The organism is Pseudoxanthomonas suwonensis 11-1 (assembly GCF_000185965.1).
Lineage (GTDB): Bacteria > Pseudomonadota > Gammaproteobacteria > Xanthomonadales > Xanthomonadaceae > Pseudoxanthomonas > Pseudoxanthomonas suwonensis_A.
Map to the genome: position 1 here is coordinate 780,531 of NC_014924.1, position 18,227 is coordinate 798,757.

Annotated in this window: 16 protein-coding genes; 14 read left to right on the forward strand and 2 right to left on the reverse strand. The window is 70.8% G+C overall.

The genetic code is table 11. The annotated features are described in order from the left end of the window. Positions 1-25 precede the first annotated feature (25 nt). The 3 genes from PSESU_RS03440 to PSESU_RS03450 all read left to right on the forward strand — a co-directional run bounded on the left by PSESU_RS03440 (position 26) and on the right by PSESU_RS03450 (position 2,874). Positions 26-967 carry a nucleoside hydrolase gene (locus PSESU_RS03440; RefSeq protein ID WP_013534377.1) on the forward strand — a complete coding sequence of 314 codons (942 nt, stop codon included), beginning with the start codon at positions 26-28 and terminating at the stop codon, positions 965-967. A 96-nt stretch (positions 968-1,063) separates the two neighbouring features. Further along, positions 1,064-1,312, forward strand: coding sequence for a type B 50S ribosomal protein L31 (locus tag PSESU_RS03445; protein WP_013534378.1), 249 nt, complete (start codon positions 1,064-1,066; stop codon positions 1,310-1,312). A gap of 272 nt (positions 1,313-1,584) precedes the next feature. Continuing rightward, entirely contained in the window at positions 1,585-2,874 is a 1,290-nt protein-coding gene (locus PSESU_RS03450; RefSeq protein ID WP_013534379.1) for a citrate synthase, read from the forward strand. 101 nt (positions 2,875-2,975) lie between these two features. Here the strand turns inward: PSESU_RS03450 and PSESU_RS03455 are convergent, their stop codons facing one another. Beyond that, positions 2,976-3,596, reverse strand: coding sequence for a hypothetical protein (locus PSESU_RS03455; protein WP_013534380.1), 621 nt, complete (start codon positions 3,594-3,596; stop codon positions 2,976-2,978). Positions 3,597-3,672: 76 nt separating this feature from the next. Further along, positions 3,673-6,117, reverse strand: a complete 2,445-nt coding sequence (locus PSESU_RS03460) for a penicillin-binding protein 1A (protein WP_013534381.1) — start codon at positions 6,115-6,117, stop codon at positions 3,673-3,675. Positions 6,118-6,332: 215 nt separating this feature from the next. Here PSESU_RS03460 and PSESU_RS03465 point away from each other — a divergent pair, with 215 nt between their 5' ends. The 11 genes from PSESU_RS03465 to PSESU_RS03515 all read left to right on the forward strand — a co-directional run bounded on the left by PSESU_RS03465 (position 6,333) and on the right by PSESU_RS03515 (position 18,200). Then, positions 6,333-7,391, forward strand: coding sequence for a pilus assembly protein PilM (locus tag PSESU_RS03465; RefSeq protein WP_013534382.1), 1,059 nt, complete (start codon positions 6,333-6,335; stop codon positions 7,389-7,391). Beyond that, positions 7,391-8,179 carry a PilN domain-containing protein gene (locus PSESU_RS03470; RefSeq protein WP_013534383.1) on the forward strand — a complete coding sequence of 263 codons (789 nt, stop codon included), beginning with the start codon at positions 7,391-7,393 and terminating at the stop codon, positions 8,177-8,179. The genes PSESU_RS03465 and PSESU_RS03470 overlap by 1 nt, the downstream gene beginning before the upstream one ends. Beyond that, positions 8,176-8,853 (forward strand): type 4a pilus biogenesis protein PilO, encoded by a 678-nt coding sequence (locus PSESU_RS03475; protein WP_013534384.1) that lies wholly within the window; start codon positions 8,176-8,178, stop codon positions 8,851-8,853. The genes PSESU_RS03470 and PSESU_RS03475 overlap by 4 nt, the downstream gene beginning before the upstream one ends. A gap of 47 nt (positions 8,854-8,900) precedes the next feature. Next, a complete protein-coding gene (locus PSESU_RS03480) occupies positions 8,901-9,398 on the forward strand; it encodes a pilus assembly protein PilP (RefSeq protein ID WP_428992109.1) in 498 nt (165 codons plus the stop codon). Between the two features lie 15 nt (positions 9,399-9,413). After that, entirely contained in the window at positions 9,414-11,273 is a 1,860-nt protein-coding gene (locus tag PSESU_RS03485; protein ID WP_013534386.1) for a type IV pilus secretin PilQ, read from the forward strand. A 103-nt stretch (positions 11,274-11,376) separates the two neighbouring features. Next, on the forward strand, positions 11,377-12,390 hold the full coding sequence (locus PSESU_RS03490) for an AAA family ATPase (protein WP_013534387.1): 1,014 nt from the start codon (positions 11,377-11,379) through the stop codon (positions 12,388-12,390). Then, positions 12,387-13,301, forward strand: a complete 915-nt coding sequence (locus PSESU_RS03495) for a DUF58 domain-containing protein (protein ID WP_013534388.1) — start codon at positions 12,387-12,389, stop codon at positions 13,299-13,301. The genes PSESU_RS03490 and PSESU_RS03495 overlap by 4 nt, the downstream gene beginning before the upstream one ends. Positions 13,302-13,307: 6 nt before the next feature. Beyond that, on the forward strand, positions 13,308-13,769 hold the full coding sequence (locus tag PSESU_RS03500; RefSeq protein WP_013534389.1) for a DUF4381 family protein: 462 nt from the start codon (positions 13,308-13,310) through the stop codon (positions 13,767-13,769). After that, positions 13,766-14,788, forward strand: coding sequence for a vWA domain-containing protein (locus tag PSESU_RS03505; protein ID WP_013534390.1), 1,023 nt, complete (start codon positions 13,766-13,768; stop codon positions 14,786-14,788). The genes PSESU_RS03500 and PSESU_RS03505 overlap by 4 nt, the downstream gene beginning before the upstream one ends. Further along, complete coding sequence (locus PSESU_RS03510; protein ID WP_013534391.1) at positions 14,785-16,509, forward strand: VWA domain-containing protein; 1,725 nt, start codon at positions 14,785-14,787, stop codon at positions 16,507-16,509. The genes PSESU_RS03505 and PSESU_RS03510 overlap by 4 nt, the downstream gene beginning before the upstream one ends. Then, positions 16,506-18,200, forward strand: a complete 1,695-nt coding sequence (locus PSESU_RS03515; RefSeq protein WP_013534392.1) for a BatD family protein — start codon at positions 16,506-16,508, stop codon at positions 18,198-18,200. The genes PSESU_RS03510 and PSESU_RS03515 overlap by 4 nt, the downstream gene beginning before the upstream one ends. Positions 18,201-18,227 lie beyond the last annotated feature (27 nt).

The window sequence follows — 18,227 nt, forward strand, 5'->3', positions numbered from 1 at the left end:
CGCGGCCGTCTTCTGGAGTTACATGATGAGCGACCGGATCCCGCTGCTGATCGACACCGACCCGGGTGTCGACGATGCGCTCGCCCTGCTGATGGCCTTCAACGATCCCCGCCACGAGGTCGTCGGCCTGGCCATTGCCGCCGGCAACGTCGGCCTCGCGCACACCGTGCGTAATGCGCTGAAGTTGCGCGAAGTGGCGGGCTGCCCGCAGGTGCCGGTGTTCGCCGGCTGCGACCGCCCGCTGGTGCATGCGCCACGCGAGGATGCCGCGCACGTGCATGGTCGCGACGGCTTCGGCGATGTCGGCTATCCCGACCCGGCCGGCCAGGCCGAGGCCGAGCACGCCGCGCTGGCGATCCTGCGCCTGTCGCACGAGCACGCCGGCCGCCTGGTGCTGGTCGCGCTTGGACCGCTGACCAACCTGGCCCTGGCCCTGCGCCTGGACCCGACGCTGCCGCAGCGCATTGCGCGCCTGGTGGTGATGGGTGGCGCGGTCAGCGCCCACGGCAACATCACCCCGGTGGCCGAGTTCAACGTCGGCTTCGACCCGGAAGCGGCGCACGTGGTGCTGTCCGGTTTCCCGAAGTACGACCTGGCCGACTGGGAGGCGACCATCGCCCACGGCTTCCACCACCGCGAGGTGGAGAAGTGGCTGGCGGCCGGTTCGCCGCGGGCCAGGTTCTACGAGGAGATCTCGCGCCAGACCCGGCTGTGGTCCGAGGACCGTCGCGGCGACCACTGGCATTCGGCCGATGCCCTGGCCATGGCCTGGGCGCTGGAGCCGGAAGGCGCGCTGGAGACCGCCGAGCGCCCGGTGGCGGTGGAAACCGAGGGTCGCCTGACCCGCGGCCTGACCGCGGTGGACTGGAACCGCCAGACCGGCGCCCCGGACAACGCCCGCATCCTGCTGCGCTACGACCAGGCCCGGTTCGACGCCCGGGTGAAGGCCGCGCTGGCCGCCGGCTGAGCGGTAGGGAGCAATGGAAGTGGTCCGGCTTGCACCAGCCGGGCCTGACCCGCTAGAATGCCGGGCTCAGTCCGCTACAGCCTACGGTGCGCCGCCATGAAGGCCGACATCCATCCCGAGTACCGCGAAGTCGTCTTCCACGACGTCACCTCCGACTTCAAGTTCCTGACCCGTTCGACCCTGGCCACCAGCGCCAAGGAGTCGGTCAAGTGGGAGGACGGTAACGAGTACCCGCTGGTCAAGATCGAAATCTCTTCGGCCTCGCACCCGTTCTATACCGGCAAGCACAAGGTCGTCGACACCAGCGGCCGCATCGACAAGTTCCAGCGCCGTTACGCGCGCTGAGCCGGTCGCGCTGCCCCGCGGCAGCGCCCGGATCGATGCAATGCAAAGGGGCGGCCGCCATCGTGCGGCCGCTTCGCCGTGCGCGGCTTTCGCTGCCGCGGGACGGTGCGTGCCGCCCGCGCCGGGCGCCTACGACTTCCGTCCAGCGGACCGGGCCGTATGGGCTGTGCGATAATCGTCGCGTTTCGTGGCACGCGCCGCGGACCCCCCTACCGCGAACCCTTGCGCCATGGCGCGATGGATCGCGCTTACCCCAAAGAGGAGCGCACACCGTGTCCAATCTCGACCAGGTCACGTTGAATGCCGGCGACAAGTCGGTGACCCTGCCGGTGCTCAAGCCGACCCTGGGCAACGACTGCATCGACGTCTCGAAGCTGACGAAGGAAACCGGCCTTTTCACCTACGACTCCGGTTTCACCGCCACCGCCAGCTGCAAGTCGGCCATCACCTACATCGATGGCGACAACGGCGTGCTGCTGTATCGCGGCTACCCGATCGAGCAGCTGGCCGAGAAGTCCAGCTTCCTCGAGGTCGCCTACCTGCTGATGAACGGCGAGCTGCCGACCGAGGCCGAATTCAAGAAGTTCGAGCACGAGGTCACGCATCACACGATGATGCATGAGTCGCTGAAGAACTTCCTGCAGGGCTTCAACTACGACGCGCACCCGATGGCCATGCTGGCCGGCAGCGTCGCCTCGCTCTCGGCGTTCTACCACGACACCCTGGACCTGACCGATCCGGAGCAGCGCCGCCTGGCCGCCATCCGCCTGCTGGCGAAGATGCCGACCCTGGCCGCCGCCGCCTACCGCTACTCGATCGGCTGGCCGATCCGCTATCCGCGCAACAACCTCGAGTACGTCGACCGCTTCCTGCACATGATGTTCGAGGTGCCGAGCGAGCCGCTGGAGATGAACCCGGTCGTGGCCAAGGCCCTGGACCTGCTGTTCATCCTGCATGCCGACCACGAGCAGAACGCCTCGACCTCGACCGTCCGCCTGGTCGGTTCGACTGGTGCAAACCCGTACGCGTCGGTCGCCGCCGGCATCACCGCGCTGTGGGGCCCGGCACACGGTGGCGCCAACGAGGCGGTGCTGAAGATGCTGGAAGAGATCGGCACCCCGGACAACGTCGAGTCCGCCGTGGCCAAGGCCAAGGACAAGAACTCCGGCTTCCGCCTGATGGGCTTCGGCCACCGCGTGTACAAGAACTTCGACCCGCGCGCCAAGATCATCCGCGAGATGACCCACAAGGTGCTGGGCGAGCTGGGCGTGGACGATCCGCTGCTGGAAGTGGCGATGCGCCTGGAAGAGGCCGCGCTGAAGGACGAGTACTTCATCCAGCGCAAGCTGTACCCGAACGTCGACTTCTACAGCGGCATCATCTACAAGGCGCTGAAGATCCCGACCGAGATGTTCACCGTCATGTTCGCCATCGGCCGCACCGCCGGCTGGGTGTCGCACTGGCTGGAGCAGCAGGTCGATCCGGAAGCGAAGATCGGCCGTCCGCGCCAGATCTACACCGGCCACGACGTGCGCGACTACAAGGCCGTCGGCCAGCGCTGATCGCCGTCGCAAGTGGTTCCAGGAAACGCCCCGCATCCGCGGGGCGTTTCCTTTTGTGGCATCCGGATGTGCGCGCCCGGCCCCGGCGGCTGCCCCGGCGGCTAGCCGGTGGCCAGCAGGCTCCGCAGCTGCGCCAGAGAGGCGCGGGCCATCGGCCGCTCGTCGAGCGGCGACAGCGGTGCCTGGCGCAAGGCCACCGGCGGCAGTACGGTCAGCTCGAAGGCCAGGTCCTCGGCCTCGAACGTCCAGGTGGTGGTGTCCAGCTCGCGGCTGCGGTCCAGGCGCACGCGGCGCCCGCGCGGCTCGGCCGGGATCCCGTGTTCCTCGAGGAAGCGCGGCACCGAATCCGGGTCTTCGGGGTGCAGGTGCAGGCTGACCGGCGAACGGGTGTCGGCGGTGCCGTCCAGCACCGGCCCGGCCAGGCGCGGCTGGAAGCCGGCGAGGAACTCCATGGCGCGCACGGCCGCTTCGCGGCGCAGGCGCACGGCATCGGCCTGCGCCGGCCCGAGGAAGATGCGCTGGTACTCGCGCAGCGCGTCCTCGATCTCCTGGTTGCGTGGCAGCGTGGCCTCGTCGTGGATGCCCAGGCGGCTGGCCGCCTTGCGCTTGGCCTGCTGGTAGTCGCGGATGCCGCTCTCGGCCATCCATCGCGCGGCCTCGTGGGCGAGCCTGCGGCGGCTCTCGCCCTGCCTGGCTTCCGCTTGCTGGTGCGCGCGGCCCATGGCGATTCCCCCGTGTTTGACCTCGGGGGAATGTAGCGCAGCGCGATGACGGCGGGGTCATCGCGCCGCGCCTGGGTCAGAAGATGTCGAAGGCTTCCTCGTCCGGGTGGTCCGGCGCCAGGTAGTCGACGTTGTTCTGCATCCGCTCCAGGTCCTCGACCTTGATGTACTCGGCCAGGCCCTCGCCGAAAGTCGAAACCCGGCCGGAGCCGTCGACGAACACCTTGACCATGCCGTCCGGCGGCTCGTTGGCGACGATAGGCTGGCCATCCAGCGCCACCCGCATGTAGTCGATCCAGATCGGCAGCGCGGCCTTGCCGCCGTACTCGCGGTAGCCCAGCGACTTGAAGTCGTCGCGGCCGACCCAGACCGTGGTCGCCAGGGTTCCGCCGAAGCCGGAGAACCAGGCGTCGCGGTGGTCGTTGGTCGAGCCGGTCTTGCCGCCGACGTCCTCGCGGCCGAGGACCTTCGCCGCGGTGCCGGTGCCGCGCTGGACCACGTCGCGCATCATCGAGACCAGCTGGTAGGCGGTGCGCTCGTCGATCGCGCGCTGGGCGACCTTGCCCGGCGGCGGTGCCGGCAGGGCTTGGTCCTGCGCCTGCTGCTGCGCGCCGGTGGCCTGGCCCGGGGCGGGCAGGGCGCCGAAGTTGAAGCCGTCCACTACCTGCGGCGCGCCGGCCATGGCGCGGCCGCCACCGCCGCAGCCGCGGCAGGCGACCGCCGGGTCGGCCTTGAACACCACGTTGCCGTCGCGGTCGCGGACCTCGTCGATGAACCAGGTATCCACCCGGGAGCCGCCGTTGGCGAACACGGCGTAGCCGCGCGCCACCGACATCGGGGTCAGGGACGCGGTACCCAGCGACATCGACAGGTTCGGCGGCAGCTCGGCCTCGTCGAAGCCGAACTGGCTGATGTAGGTGCGGGCGAAGTCCACGCCGATGGCATCGAGCATGCGCACCGAGACCAGGTTGCGCGACTGCACCAGGGCCTCGCGCAGGCGCATCGCTCCGCGGAAGTTGCCGTCGTCGTTCTGCGGCGACCAGGTCTTGCCGCGGCGGTCGCGGAACACGACCGGGGCGTCGAGCACGATCGAGGCCGGGTTGAAGCCCTTCTCGAACGCGGCCGCGTACACGAACGGCTTGAAGCTGGAGCCCGGCTGGCGACGCGCCTGGGTGGCGCGGTTGAACTTGTTGCCGGAGAAGCTGTAGCCGCCGACCAGGGCGCGCAGGGCACCGGTGTTGGCATCGAGCGAGACCAGTGCGGCCTGGCCGCGCGGCACCTGGTCCAGGGCCAGGCCGCTGTCGCCGTCCTGGCGCACCCGGACCACGTCGCCGCGCTTGACCAGGGCGGCGGGGTTCTTGTTCGTCCAGCGCACCGAGCCAGCGGCCAGTGTGGCGCGGCTGCCGTCGGCCAGCACCACCTCGGCGCTGCCGTCGGTCGCGGTGGCGGCGACGATCGCCGGCAGCAGGTCGGCCTGGACGATGGTGCCACGCAGCTCGGCGGCGAGGGCGGCATCGTCGGCGTCGGCAGCCAGCTCGACGTGGCGCTCGACCCCGTGCCAGCCATGACGGTGGTCGTACAGGCGCAGGCCGTCGCGCACGGCCTTGTCGGCGGCGGCCTGGTAGTCGGCGTCGATCGTGGTGGTGACCCGGTAGCCCTGGGTCAGCGCCTCCGGGCCGTAGCGCTTGATCATCTCCTGGCGGACCATCTCGGCCACGTACGGGGCCGAGGCCTCCATCGGCGGCTCGTAGGCGCCGGCGTGCATCGGCACTGCCTTGGCCGCGGCGGCCTCCGCGGCGCTGACATAGCCCAGCTCGGCCATGCGGTCGAGGATGTAGTCGCGGCGGATCTTCGCGCGCCCGGGGTTGTTGAGCGGGTTGCCGGAGGAGGGGAACTTGGGGATGCCGGCCAGCGAGGCCATCTCGTCCAGGTCCAGCTCGTCCAGCTTCTTGCCGTAGTAGAACTCGGCCGCCGCGGCCACGCCGTAGGCGCGGTTGCCGAAGAAGCTCTTGTTGAGGTACAGGGCGAAGATCTCGTCCTTGCTCAGCTCCTCTTCCATGCGCATGGCCAACAGCATTTCCGCCGCCTTGCGCTTGAGCTTGACCTCCGGGCTCAGGTAGACCTGGCGCGCCACCTGCTGGGTGATGGTCGAGCCGCCGGGGACGTGCAGGCTGCGGTTGGTCAGCATCAGCCAGACCGCGCGGGCGGTGCCCTTGTAGTCGACGCCGCCGTGCTCGTAGAAGCGGGCGTCCTCGATGGCCAGGAAGGCCTGGCGCAGGCGGGGCGGGACCTGGTCGATGGTCACCGGGTAGCGGCGTGCCTCGCCGAACACCGCCATCAGCCGGCCATCGGACGCGTGGACGTACAGCGGCTCCTGCAGCTCGATCTGGCGCAGGGTGGAGACTTCGGGCAGGTCGGCCGTGATCGACCGGTACAAGATGGCCAGGGCGACCAGCCCGGCCAAGGCCAGGATGCCAATGGCGATCAGGGCCCAGCGGAGCACGCGGCGGAGACGGGGCATCACGGTTCCGATTGCAGATTTCGCGGCCGCAGAGTATAGATGAGCGCAGGATGCCGCCGGGGGGGCATCCTTGGGGAGTCAGGCCAGGCAGCCAAACAGACCGGTAGGGGGCGTCACCGCCCGCGCCGCGGGAGGCTTGCCAAGCCTGAAAAGGCCATTATTTAATGCGCGGGCACAGAAGTAGCGTCCAAGTGCCCGTCGGCAGGGGAGAAACCGTGGGGCTCATCCCGAAAAGTCAGTCGCCGCTGATCGGCGTCGACATCAGCTCGACTGCGGTCAAGCTGCTGCAGCTGTCACGCAGCGGCAACCGTTACCGCGTCGAACACTATGCTGTTGAACCGCTCCCGCCGAACGCGGTGGTGGAGAAGAACATCGTCGAGGTCGAGGCGGTGGGCGAGGCCATCCGCCGCGCCGTCACCCGTTCCGGCACCAAGGCCAAGGCGGCCGCGGCGGCCGTGGCCGGCGCCGCGGTGATCACCAAGGTGATCCCGATGCCGGCCGACCTGGACGAGGACGACCTGGAAGCCCAGGTCGAGTTCGAGGCGGTCAACCACATCCCGTACCCGATCGAGGAAGTGAACCTGGACTTCGAGGTGCTCGGCCCGATGCCGAACAACCCCGACACCGTCCAGGTCCTGCTCGCGGCCTCGCGCTCGGAGAACGTCGAGCTGCGCCAGTCGGCGCTGGAGCTGGGCGGCCTGACCGCCAAGGTGATGGACGTGGAGGCCTTCGCGGTCGAGAACGCCTTCGCCCTGATCGCCGACGACCTGCCCGGCGGGCGCAACGGCGTGGTGGCGCTGATCGACATCGGCGCGACCATGACCACGCTCAACGTCCTGCGCGGTGGCCGCAGCCTGTACAGCCGCGAACAACTGTTCGGCGGCAAGCAGCTGACCGACGAGGTGATGCGCCGTTACGGCCTGACCTACGAGGAAGCCGGCCAGGCCAAGCGCCAGGGCGGCCTGCCCGAGACCTACGAGTTCGAGGTGCTGGAGCCGTTCAAGGAAGCCGCGGTGCAGCAGGTCAGCCGCCTGCTGCAGTTCTTCTACGCGGGCAGCGAGTTCAACCGGGTCGACCAGATCGTGCTCGCCGGCGGTTGCGCCTCCATCTTCGGCCTGCCGGAGATGGTCGAGGAGCAGCTGGGCGTTCCGACCCAGGTCGCCAACCCGCTGGCGCAGATGACCCTCGGCCCGCGCGTGCAGGCGCACGCGCTGGCGCAGGACGCCCCGGCCCTGATGATCGCCACCGGCCTGGCCCTGAGGAGCTTCGACTGATGGCACGCATCAATCTCTTGCCGTGGCGCGCCGAGCGCCGCAAGCAGCGCCAGCGCGAATTCCAGGTGATGCTGGGCGCGGCTGCGCTGGGTGGCATCCTGTTGTCGATCCTGGTGTGGTTCTACTTCGACCGCGAGATCGCCGGCCAGCACGAGCGCAACCGGTTCCTGCAGGCCGAGATCGAGAAGGTCAAGGCGCAGAACAAGGAGATCGAGGAGCTCGACGCCAAGAAGCAGCGCCTGCTCGACCGCAAACGCGTGATCGAGGAGCTGCAGGCCAACCGTTCGCAGATGGTCCACCTGTTCGATTCTCTGGTGCGCACTATTCCCGACGGCGTGGTCCTGACCGCGCTGAAGCAGGAAGGAAAGATCCTGACGCTGGAGGGCACCGCCCAGTCCAACGCGCGGGTCAGCACCTACATGCGCAGCCTTGAGACGTCCGGCTGGATGACCAAGCCCGACCTGTCGATCATCGAGGCCCGCAAGGGCAACAGCAAGGCGCCGATGACTACTGGCGCACGTGCCCTGCCGTACGACTTCAGGCTCAAGGTGGAGCTCGCCAATCCGGGCGCCAGCGGCGACGGGGAGGAGCTGCTCGACGGTACCACCTTGGTCTCCGGGGAGGGCGAGGTGGTCGATGCCGCGGCGGCGGAAGCGCCCGCCCAGGGTGGCGGCGCCGGCGCGCCGGCGGATGCGGCCCAGCCGGCCGATGCCGCCGGTGCGCAGCAGTCGGGCGGTGAGCAGGGCAATGCCCCGGCTGCCGGCACCACGGGAGGACCGGCGTCATGAGCCAGAAAAAGAAGATCAAGATCAGCGAGCTGGATTTCAACAACATCGGTTCTTGGCCGCAGCAGGCCAAGATCGTCTTCTGCGTGCTGCTGGCCGCGCTGATCATGACCGTGGCCTGGTTCGCGCTGATCAGCGGCAAGCGCGACGAGCTGGTCCGGCTCGAGGGCGACGAGGTCAAGCTGCGCGCCGCGTTCGAGGAAGAGCAGGGCAAGGCCGCCAACCTCGAGCCGCTGCGCCAGCAGCTGGCGCAGATGGAACAGGTCCTGCAGCAGATGCTGCGCCAGCTGCCCAGCAAGACCGAGATGCCCGACCTGATCGTCGACATCTCCCAGACCGCACTGTCCAGCGGCCTGTCCAACGACCTGTTCAAGCCGATGGGCGAGATCCCGCGCGAGTTCTACGCCGAGAAGCCAATCCAGCTGCGCATGGTGGGCAACTACCACCAGTTCGGCGCCTTCGTCAGCGGCGTGGCCTCGCTGCCGCGCGTGGTGATCCTCACCATGCACGACATCTCGCTCAAGCCCAAGGACCGCGGTGGCATCACCCGCGCCGGCGCCCTGGAGCTGTCCGGCACGGTCAAGACCTACCGTTACCTCGACGAGAACGAGATGCCACGGGTCGAGCCGGCCGCCAAGGGTGGCAAGAAGAAGGCGAAGAAGAAGGGGGCGAAATAATGGCGGGCAACCGATACGCCACCGTGCTCCGCGGCACCGCCGCCGTGATGCTGGTCCTCACGCTGGCCGCCTGCGGCCGCGGGGTCAACAGCACCCCCGGCGACGCGCCCAACCTCAGGAAGTGGGTCGCCGACGTGCGCGCGCGCCCGGCGCCGCCGCTGGAACCCCTGCCGGTGATGCAGCAGTTCGAGACCTTCGAATACGCGGCACAGGACCTGCGCGATCCATTCAGCGATGCGTGGAGGAACCCGGAGGACGGCTCCGGCCTGCGCCCGGATCCGAACCGTCCCAAGCAGCCGCTCGAGCAGTACCCGCTGGACAGCCTGGACATGGTCGGCACGATCGGCCAGGGCAGCGGACTGCTGGCGCTGGTGATGGCACCGGACAAGGTTACCCACCGGATCCGTCCTGGCGCCTACATGGGGCAGAACGACGGCCGCGTGGTCGCGGTTCACGACGACCGGGTCGAGCTGGTCGAGCTGGTGCCGGATGGCGCGGGTGGATGGCTGGAGCGTCCGGCCTCGATCGCGCTCGAAGATCAATGATTAGGGGATAGCACGATGACCTTTTCCAACAACCGGAGTCTGTGCAAGCCGCGGCACCCGGCGACCTTCCGGGCCTGCGCGCTGGGGCTGGCCCTCGCTCTGGCCACCTCCACCGGCTTTGCTGCCACCCAGGCGGCTTCCGCGCAGCCTTCCGCTTCCGCCGTGGGGACGGCGGCGAAGGCCAGCGTCTCCCACATCGACTTCAAGCGCGGGGACGGCGGCGCCGGTCGCCTGGTCCTGCGCTTCGAAGGCGAGGGCGTGGCTCCCGACCTGCGTACCCAGGACGGCAGCGTCGTGGTCGACGTGGCCAACGCGATGCTGCCGGCCAACCTGCAGCGTCCGCTGAACGTCACCGACTTCGCCACCCCCGTGCAGCGGATCGATGCCCGCCCGTACGGCGGCGGCACCCAGCTGGTGCTTGCCACCCGCGGCGAGTACGAGTCGCTGGCCTACCAGACCGGCAACGAGTACGTGGTCGAGATCTCGCCGCGTGCCGGGACTCCGGCGGTCGGCGCGGTCAACAGCTCCAACTTGGCCGCGGCCCAGGCCAAGGTCGCCACCCGTCCGTACTCGGGCCGCCCGGTGACCTTCAACTTCCAGGACGTGCCGGTGCGCACCGTCCTGCAGCTGATCGCCGAGGAGTCCAACCTCAACATCGTGGCCTCGGACACGGTGCAGGGCAACGTGACCCTGCGCCTGGTCCAGGTGCCCTGGGACCAGGCGCTGGACATCGTCCTGCGCGCCAAGGGCCTGGACAAGCGTCGCGACGGCAACGTCGTTTGGGTCGCCCCGCAGCCGGAGCTCGCTTCGTTCGAGAAGGCCCGCGAGGACGCCCGCATCGAGCTGGAGAACCGCGTCGACCTGGTCACCGACTACATCCAGGTGAACTACCACTCGGCTGGCGCGATCTTCAAGGCGCTGACCGAGGCCAAGGGCGTAGGCGGCAGCTCAGGCAGCCAGGGCAATGAGAACGGCTTCCTCTCGCCGCGCGGCCGCATCGTTGCCGACGAGCGCACCAACACCCTGATGATCAGTGACATCCCGAAGAAGGTCGCGCAGATGCGCGAACTGATCGGCGTGATCGACCGTCCGGTCGACCAGGTCCTGATCGAGAGCCGCATCGTGATCGCCAGCGACTCGTTCGCCCGCGACCTCGGCGCGCGCTTCGGCATCCAGGGTCGTCGCAGCGGCAACAACACCGCGGCGATCGGTGGTTCGCTCAACCAGACTGGTTCCATCGTCAACGGTGGCGTCGGCGTCCCGGGTGGCCTGAACGTGAACCTGCCTGCCACCGCCGAGAACGCCGGCGCGCTTGCCTATACCCTGCTTGGTGCCAACTTCGCGCTCGACCTCGAGCTGAGCGCGCTGCAGCAGGAAGGCCGTGGCGAGGTGCTGTCCAACCCGCGCGTGGTGACCTCCAACCAGCGCGAGGCGGTCATCCGCCAGGGCCGCGAGGTCGGTTACGTCACCCTGACCGGCGGCGGCAACCAGGCCTTCGCCACCCCGAACGTGCAGTTCAAGGAAGTGGTGCTGGAGCTGAAGGTCACCCCGACCATCACCAGCGACGACCGCGTGTTCATGGCCGTCAACGTGCTGAAGGACGAGGTCCTGCAGTACATCGATACCTCGATCGGCCAGGTGCCGGAGATCGCCACCCGCGAGATCAATACTGCCGTTCTGGTGGACGATGGCCAGACCGTGGTGATCGGCGGCGTCTACGAGTTCACCGACAGCAACAGCGTCTCCAAGGTGCCATTCCTGGGCGACGTGCCCTTCCTCGGCAACCTCTTCAAGAAGAAGAGCCGCCTGAAGGAGAAGGCCGAGCTGCTGATCTTCCTGACCCCGAAGGTCATGCGGGTCGAGAAGCGCGCCTGATCGCGGTCGGCGAGTGATGTGAAGGAACGGGGCCTGCGGGCCCCGTTCCTTTTCGTGCGTCCGGCGGGAACCACCGCGCGGCGGGATCGGTCAGAATCCGGACATGGATACCCACAGCCCCCAGCCTGCCTCCGCCGTTCCCGCCACGGACGCCTCGCACGCCGCCTTCCTCCAGCTGCGCGAGCGCCTGGCAGCGGCCATCGTCGGCCAGGAGGCGCTGGTCGAGCGCCTGCTGGTCGCCCTGCTGGCGGATGGCCACCTGCTGGTGGAGGGCGCGCCGGGCCTGGCCAAGACCACCGCCATCCGCACCCTGGCCGCGCACCTGGAGGCGGACTTTGCCCGCGTCCAGTTCACCCCGGACCTGTTGCCGGCCGACCTCACCGGCACGGAGGTCTGGCGCCCGCAGGAGGGCCGCTTCGAGTTCCAGCCCGGGCCGGTATTCCATCCGCTGCTGCTGGCCGACGAGATCAACCGCGCTCCGGCCAAGGTGCAGTCCGCGCTGCTGGAGGCGATGGGCGAGCGCCAGGTGACGGTAGGCCGCCAGACCTATGCGTTGCCGCCGCTGTTCCTGGTCATGGCCACCCAGAACCCGATCGAGCAGGAAGGCACCTTCCCGCTGCCCGAGGCGCAGCTGGACCGGTTCCTGATGCACGTGCGCATCGGCTATCCCGACGCGGCGATGGAGAGCGAGATCCTGCGCCTGGCCCGCACCCGGGCCCGCAACCAGCTGCACGAGCCGGACGCGCCGCCGGAGCGCATGCCGCAGTCGGTGGTGTTCGCCGCGCGCGAGCAGGTGCTGGACCTGCACATGGCGCCGGCGCTCGAGCGTTACCTGGTCGAACTGGTGCTGGCCTCGCGCGACGCCGGCCGCTATGACCCGGCACTGGCGCGGCGCATCGCCTGGGGTGCCAGCCCGCGTGGCTCGATCGCGCTGGAGCGCTGCGCCCGTGCGCGTGCCTGGCTCGCCGGGCGCGACTACCTCACGCCGGAGGACATCCGGGCCGTCGCGCCCGACGTGCTGCGCCACCGCGTGCTGCCCAGCTACGAGGCGCTGGCCGAGGGCTGGGATGGCGACCGCCTGGTGGCGGCCCTGCTGGACCAGGTGCCGCCGCCATGAACGCCGCGGCGCAGCCGCGCGTGGAGGCAGCCGGCGAGGCCATCGTGCCGCGGCTGGAGGAACTGGTCGCACTGCGCCGCGAAGTGCCGCGGACCGGCACGCCGGGTGCCGGGCGCATCGGCCTCCGCGGCGCCGCGCCTTCGGCCCTGCGTGGCCGTGGCATGGAGTACGCCGAATCGCGCGAGTACGTGGCCGGCGACGACGTACGCCGCATGGACTGGCGCCTGACCGCGCGTACCGGCCGTGCCCATACCAAGCTGTTCCAGACCGAGCGCGAGCGCCTGGCCCTGCTGGTGGCCGATACCTCGCCCGCGCTGTACTTCGGCACCCGCACGCGCTTCAAGTCGGTGCAGGCCGCACGGGCCGGAGCGGTCGCGACCTGGGCGGCGCTGCAGGCGGGCGACCGCATCGCGGCCCTGCGCGGCGGCGAGCCGGCGATCCCGCCCGCCGCCGGCATGCGCGGGGCGATGCGCGTGCTGGAGGCGATGGTGCGCTGGTATGCCAAACCGCCGACCGACGATGCCGGCCTTGAGCTGGCGCTCGAACATGCGCAGCGCCTGCTGCGTCCCGGCGCGCGCCTGGTGGTGCTGGCCGATCCGCAGGCTGCGGCCGGCGTGCCCATGCAGCGCTGGGCAGCGTTGGCACGGCACAACGAGGCCAGCCTGGTCCTGCTGCAGGACCCGCTGGAAACCGCGCCTCCGAAGCGCGCGCTGACCCTGCTGGCCGGCGCCGCGCGCCTGCACCTGCCGCTGCAGGACGCACAGGTGCGCCGGCAGTGGCACGACACCCTCGCCGCACCCGCCGAGGCGCTGGCGCGGAACCTGCCCGGCCACGGCTGGCAGGTGCACCTGCTCGCCACCGACGCGCCGGCCAGTGCCTGGCTGCAGCCGGCGCGTCCGCGCCGCGGCTGAGGACCCATGGATCCGGCCCAGCTTCCCCTGCGCGATGTCCATCTGCCTCCAGGGCCCTCCTGGTGGCCGCCAGCGCCCGGATGGTGGTGGCTGGCCGGGGCGGTGCTGCTGGTCGTGCTGGCGGCACTGCTCTGGATGAACTGGCGTGCGCACAGGCGCGCGCGCTGGATCCGCTGGTTCATGCAGCAAGCGGCCACGGGTACCCCGGAGCAGCGGCTGGCCGCGGTGTCGGCCCTGCTGCGCCGCGCCGCGCGCCGGGCCAGCCCGGGCAGCGAACTGCTGCAAGGCGAGGAGTGGCTGCGCTTCCTCGATGGGCCTGGCACACGGGCGTTCAGTGCCGGCCCCGGCCGCCTGCTGCTGGATGGCGCGTTCCGCCCGCGGGTGGACGTGGCGGCGGTGGAGGAAGTCGCCGCGCTGGCGCAGGCGCGCTTCCTCGAACTTATGGAAGGCCGGAGGGGCCGGGCATGAGTGCCTGGTTGTCCCAGTACCTGGCGGGTTTCGCCGGATTCGCCTGGCCTTGGGCCTGGGCAGCATTGCCTTTGCCGCTGCTCGTGCGCCTGCTGCCGCCGCGCCGCCATGCGGTTGCCGCCCTGCGGGTGCCATGGGAGGGTCGGCTGCAGGGCGTGGCGCCGGTCGCGGGCAGCGGCTGGGTGCGCCTGATGGTCATGGCGCTTGCGTGGGTCCTGCTGTGCACCGCCGCGGCGCGCCCGCAGCGCCTGGGTGAACCGGTCGCGCCCGCGCAGCAGGCGCGGCAGATGCTGCTGGCGGTGGACCTGTCCGGCAGCATGAGCGAAGTGGACATGATGCTGGGCATGCAGCCGGTGGACCGCCTGACCGCGGCCAAGGCGGTGATCGCCGATTTCCTGCAGCGGCGCAGTGGCGACCGCGTCGGCCTGCTGGTGTTCGGCCAGCGTGCCTACATGCTTACTCCGCTGACCCTGGACCTGTCCGCGGTGCGCGAGCAGTTGCGCGACACCGTGGCCGGTCTGGCCGGCCGCGAGACCGCGCTGGGCGACGCCATCGGCCTGGCGGTCAAGCGGCTGCGCACCCAGCCCGAGGGCCAGCGCGTGCTGGTACTGCTGACCGATGGCGTGAACACCACTGGCGTGCTGCAGCCACTCAAGGCAGCCGAGCTGGCCGCGGCCGAGCAGGTGCGGGTGTACACCATCGCCTTTGGCGGCGATGGGGGTGGGTTCTCGCTGTTCGGCGTGCAGGTGCCGGTCCAGGGCGACGAGGTCGACGAGGCCACCCTGCGCAAGGTCGCCGAGATCACTGGCGGCCGCTTCTTCCGCGCCCACGATGCCAACCAGCTGGCGGGCATCTACGCCGAACTGGAGCGGCTTGAACCTGTCGGCGTGGAGACCGCGCCGGTACGTCCGCGGCTTGAGGCCTATGCCTGGCCGCTCGGCGCTGCCCTCGCGCTGGCACTGCTGGCCTGCGTACCGGGGCTGCGTCGCCGCGCCAGTACCGTGGCGGATGCGGCATGAGCGGCTGGCTTTCGCTCGTGCACTTCCAGCGCCCGCAGTGGCTGTGGGCGCTGCTGCTGTTGCCGCTGCTGTGGACGGTGTGGGGACTGCGTCGCCGTCGCCAGGACTGGCGCGACGTGGTCGATCCGCACCTGCTGCAGGTGTTGCTGGTGCCAGCGAGGGGCCATGCGTGGCTGCGCCTGGCCAGCATGTCGGTGGCCGTGCTGCTGGCGGTCCTCGCGCTGGCCGGTCCGGGCTGGCGCAAGGCACCGCAGCCCTTGCTGCAGGCGCGAATGCCGCTGGTCATCGCGCTGGACCTGTCCAGCTCCATCGCCACGCCGGACCTGCCGCCTTCGCGGCTGGCCCAGGCGCGGGCCAAACTCGACAGCCTGTTGCAGCAGCGCGATGGCGAGGTCGCGCTGGTGGCGTGGGCGGAGGATGCCTACACCGTGGCACCGCTCACCGCCGACGCCGCCAACGTGGCGCTGTTCCTGGATGCGCTGGCGCCGGACGTGATGCCGGTCGACGGCCATCGCGCCGACCGGGCGATCACCCACGCCGCCGGCCTGTTGCGCCAGGCCGGCTTCGAACGCGGGCGCATCCTGCTGCTGGCGGCCGACGCCAACGTGCAGTCCCGTGCCATCGCCGCGGCCACCGCGGCAGCGGGCTACCAGGTCTCGGTGCTGGGGTTGGGCACGCCGGAGGGCGCGACCTACCGCGACGGCGGCGGTGCCCTGCGGGTATCGCGTCGCAACGATGCGGCCCTGCGGGCATTGGCCGCCGCAGGGCAGGGACGCTACGCGACGCTCACCATCGACGACTCCGACCTGGCCCTGCTCGGCGCTACCGCAGCCGAAGGCGTGGAGACCACCGAAGAGCCGGGCGGCGCGCCCGCCTGGCTGGACCAGGGTTACTGGCTGCTGCTGCCGCTGCTGCTGGTGGCGGCGTTTGCCTTCCGTCGCGGGGCGCCGCTGCTGGCCCTGCCGCTCCTGCTCTGGGTCATGCCGGTCGCACCCGCGCAGGCGGCCGACAGTCCCTGGCTGCGTCCCGACCAGCAGGCGCAGAAGCAGCTCGAGCGCGGCGTCGAAGCCTACCGCCGTGGCGATTACGAAGCCGCGGCCGAGGCGTTTGCCGCGGCCGGCGAGCGTGGTGCCGAAGCCCAGTACAACCTCGGCAATGCGCTGGCACGCAAGGGGCGCTACGAGGACGCACTGAAGGCCTACGACCGTGCCCTGGCGCAGGCGCCGGCGATGGAGGACGCGCTCGCCAACCGCCAGGTCGTCGAGGCGGCGATGCGTCGCCAGCCGCCGCAGGGTGGAGCTGGCCAGTCCGGCGATGCCGGCAGGCAGGGACAGGGCAAGCCTGAAGACGAGGCCGGACAGGGCGAAGGTGAGGGAGGCCAGGATGCACCTCCGCAGTCCGCACAGGACGGGGCCGGCGGCTCCCGCCCTCCGCAGGACAGGCCCGATGAAGCGGCGCGCGATGAAGACCCGGCCGCCGCGCAGGCGCGTCAGGAGCAGGCCGACCGCGAGCAGAGCGAACGCATGCGCCAGGCGATGGAACGCGATGCCGGCGCGCAGGAGGAAGCGGAAGCCAGGGCCCCCGCGCCAGGCGATCCCCGCGAGCGCGAACGCCGCCAGGCGCACGAGGCCTGGCTGCAGCGCGTGCCGGACGATCCCGGCGGCCTGCTGCGCGCCAAGTTCCAGCTCGAGCACGAACGTCGCCGCAAGGAGGGAAGATGAGTCCTGCCCATCACCGGGTGCTGCCCTTGCGCGCGCCGCCGCGGCTGGCGGCCGTCGCCTGCCTGGCATTGCTGCTGGCGTCCGGCATCGCCCAGGCCGCCACCCGCGCCTGGCTGGACCGCAGCGAGGCGCGCGAGGGCGAGACCGTCACCCTCAACATCGAGACCGACCAGCCGGGCGTGGCGCCCGACTACGCACCGCTGGAAGTCGGCTTCGAGGTCGGCACTCCCTACCGCAGCACGCGCGCCAATGCAGGGCCGGGCGCCCTGTTCGGCGTGCGCCTGGTGCCGCGTCGCAGCGGCAACGTCGAAGTGCCTGCGCTGCAGGTCGGCAGGGAACGGACCGCGCCGCTGCTGCTGCAGGTCGCGCCGGCGCGCCAGGCCGCGCGCGGCGGCGAAGTGTTCCTCGAGACCCGGGTGGACGAGCCTTCGCCATGGGTGCAGCAGAGCGTGGGCGTGACCCTGCGCCTGTACTTCGCCACCTCGCTGCTGTCCGGCGAGCTGACCCAGGAGCCTCCGGAAGGCGCCTCGCTGCAACGCATAGGCGATGACGCCACCGGCCGCGAGCGCATCGGCGGGCGCGACTACCAGTACGTCGAGCGCCGCTTCCTGCTGGTGCCCGAGCGCAGCGGCCCGCTGCAGCTGCCGGCGCCGCGTTTCCGCGGCAAGGCCGCGCCGCGCTTCTTCGACGATTTCTTCGGCACGGAGCGCAGCATGGCCGCCGAAGGGAGCCCGCGGCTGCTGCAGGTGCGCGCCCAGCCGGCGGACGCGCCGCAACCATGGCTGCCGCTGCGCGGGCTGGAGCTGCGTTACCTGCAATCGCCGCGTACTGGCCGTGCCGGCGAGGCGCTGGAGCTTGTGGTCGAGGCCCGCGCCGACGGTGCCTCCGCGGCGCAGCCGCTGGAGCTGCCGGCCCCGCGCGTGGATGGGGCACAGGTGTTCGCCGAGCGCGCGGAGACCACCGAGCGCTTCGTCGATGGCCGTCCGCAGCTGACCGTGGTCCGGCGTTTCGCGGTGGTGCCGCAGCAGGCCGGAAGCCTGGTCATCCCCGCGATGCACGTGCCGTGGTGGGACGCCACCAGCGGCCAGCCGCGCCGGGCGCTCCTGCCGGCGCTGAAACTGGAGGTGGGTGCTTCGGCGCAGGCGCCACGCACCACCTTGCCGCCCGGCAGCCAGGCCATGGCCGATGACGGCGATGACGCCATTGCCTCCGGCCTGTCGGCGGACCCCGGCCAGGCGCGACCTGCATCCACGGTCTGGCCCTGGCTGGCCCTGTTGCTGGCGCTGCTGTGGTTGGTGACCCTGGCCTGGGCGCTACGGCTCCGGGCCCGTGGCCCCGCACCCGTGGCTGGCGAGGACGGCGATCCGCTCGGCGTCGCCCCACCGACCACCGCCGACCTGCGCCATGCCCTGGATGCCGACAGCTTCGGCGAAGCCGTGCGCCTGCTGCAGGCAATGGCCCGGCCGCCGGCGGCCGACCTCGACGAGGTGGTCGCGCGCCTGGCCGATCCGCGCCAGCGCGAGGCCCTGCAGGCCATGCGCCGCGCGCTGTGGGCGGGCGATGGCGACCCGTCCGCCGCGCGCGTGGCCCTGCGCAGCGCGTTCCGCGACGGGCCACGCTGGAGCGGCGATCCGGCCGACGACGGCGAGGAGCTGTTGCCGCCGCTGTATCCGCCGCGCCAGGGCCGCTGAGCGCGTCTGCTAACCTCGCGCCCTTGA

Excerpts from the sequence above, each read along its gene's own strand:
- PSESU_RS03440 (WP_013534377.1), top strand. The coding sequence starts at position 26 with ATGAGCGACCGGATCCCGCTGCTGATCGACACCGACCCGGGTGTCGAC.
- PSESU_RS03445 (WP_013534378.1), top strand. The coding sequence starts at position 1,064 with ATGAAGGCCGACATCCATCCCGAGTACCGCGAAGTCGTCTTCCACGAC.
- PSESU_RS03455 (WP_013534380.1), bottom strand. The coding sequence starts at position 3,596 with ATGGGCCGCGCGCACCAGCAAGCGGAAGCCAGGCAGGGCGAGAGCCGC.
- PSESU_RS03460 (WP_013534381.1), bottom strand. The coding sequence starts at position 6,117 with ATGCCCCGTCTCCGCCGCGTGCTCCGCTGGGCCCTGATCGCCATTGGC.
- PSESU_RS03470 (WP_013534383.1), top strand. The coding sequence starts at position 7,391 with ATGGCACGCATCAATCTCTTGCCGTGGCGCGCCGAGCGCCGCAAGCAG.
- PSESU_RS03475 (WP_013534384.1), top strand. The coding sequence starts at position 8,176 with ATGAGCCAGAAAAAGAAGATCAAGATCAGCGAGCTGGATTTCAACAAC.
- PSESU_RS03480 (WP_428992109.1), top strand. The coding sequence starts at position 8,901 with ATGCTGGTCCTCACGCTGGCCGCCTGCGGCCGCGGGGTCAACAGCACC.
- PSESU_RS03485 (WP_013534386.1), top strand. The coding sequence starts at position 9,414 with ATGACCTTTTCCAACAACCGGAGTCTGTGCAAGCCGCGGCACCCGGCG.
- PSESU_RS03490 (WP_013534387.1), top strand. The coding sequence starts at position 11,377 with ATGGATACCCACAGCCCCCAGCCTGCCTCCGCCGTTCCCGCCACGGAC.
- PSESU_RS03495 (WP_013534388.1), top strand. The coding sequence starts at position 12,387 with ATGAACGCCGCGGCGCAGCCGCGCGTGGAGGCAGCCGGCGAGGCCATC.
- PSESU_RS03500 (WP_013534389.1), top strand. The coding sequence starts at position 13,308 with ATGGATCCGGCCCAGCTTCCCCTGCGCGATGTCCATCTGCCTCCAGGG.
- PSESU_RS03505 (WP_013534390.1), top strand. The coding sequence starts at position 13,766 with ATGAGTGCCTGGTTGTCCCAGTACCTGGCGGGTTTCGCCGGATTCGCC.
- PSESU_RS03510 (WP_013534391.1), top strand. The coding sequence starts at position 14,785 with ATGAGCGGCTGGCTTTCGCTCGTGCACTTCCAGCGCCCGCAGTGGCTG.
- PSESU_RS03515 (WP_013534392.1), top strand. The coding sequence starts at position 16,506 with ATGAGTCCTGCCCATCACCGGGTGCTGCCCTTGCGCGCGCCGCCGCGG.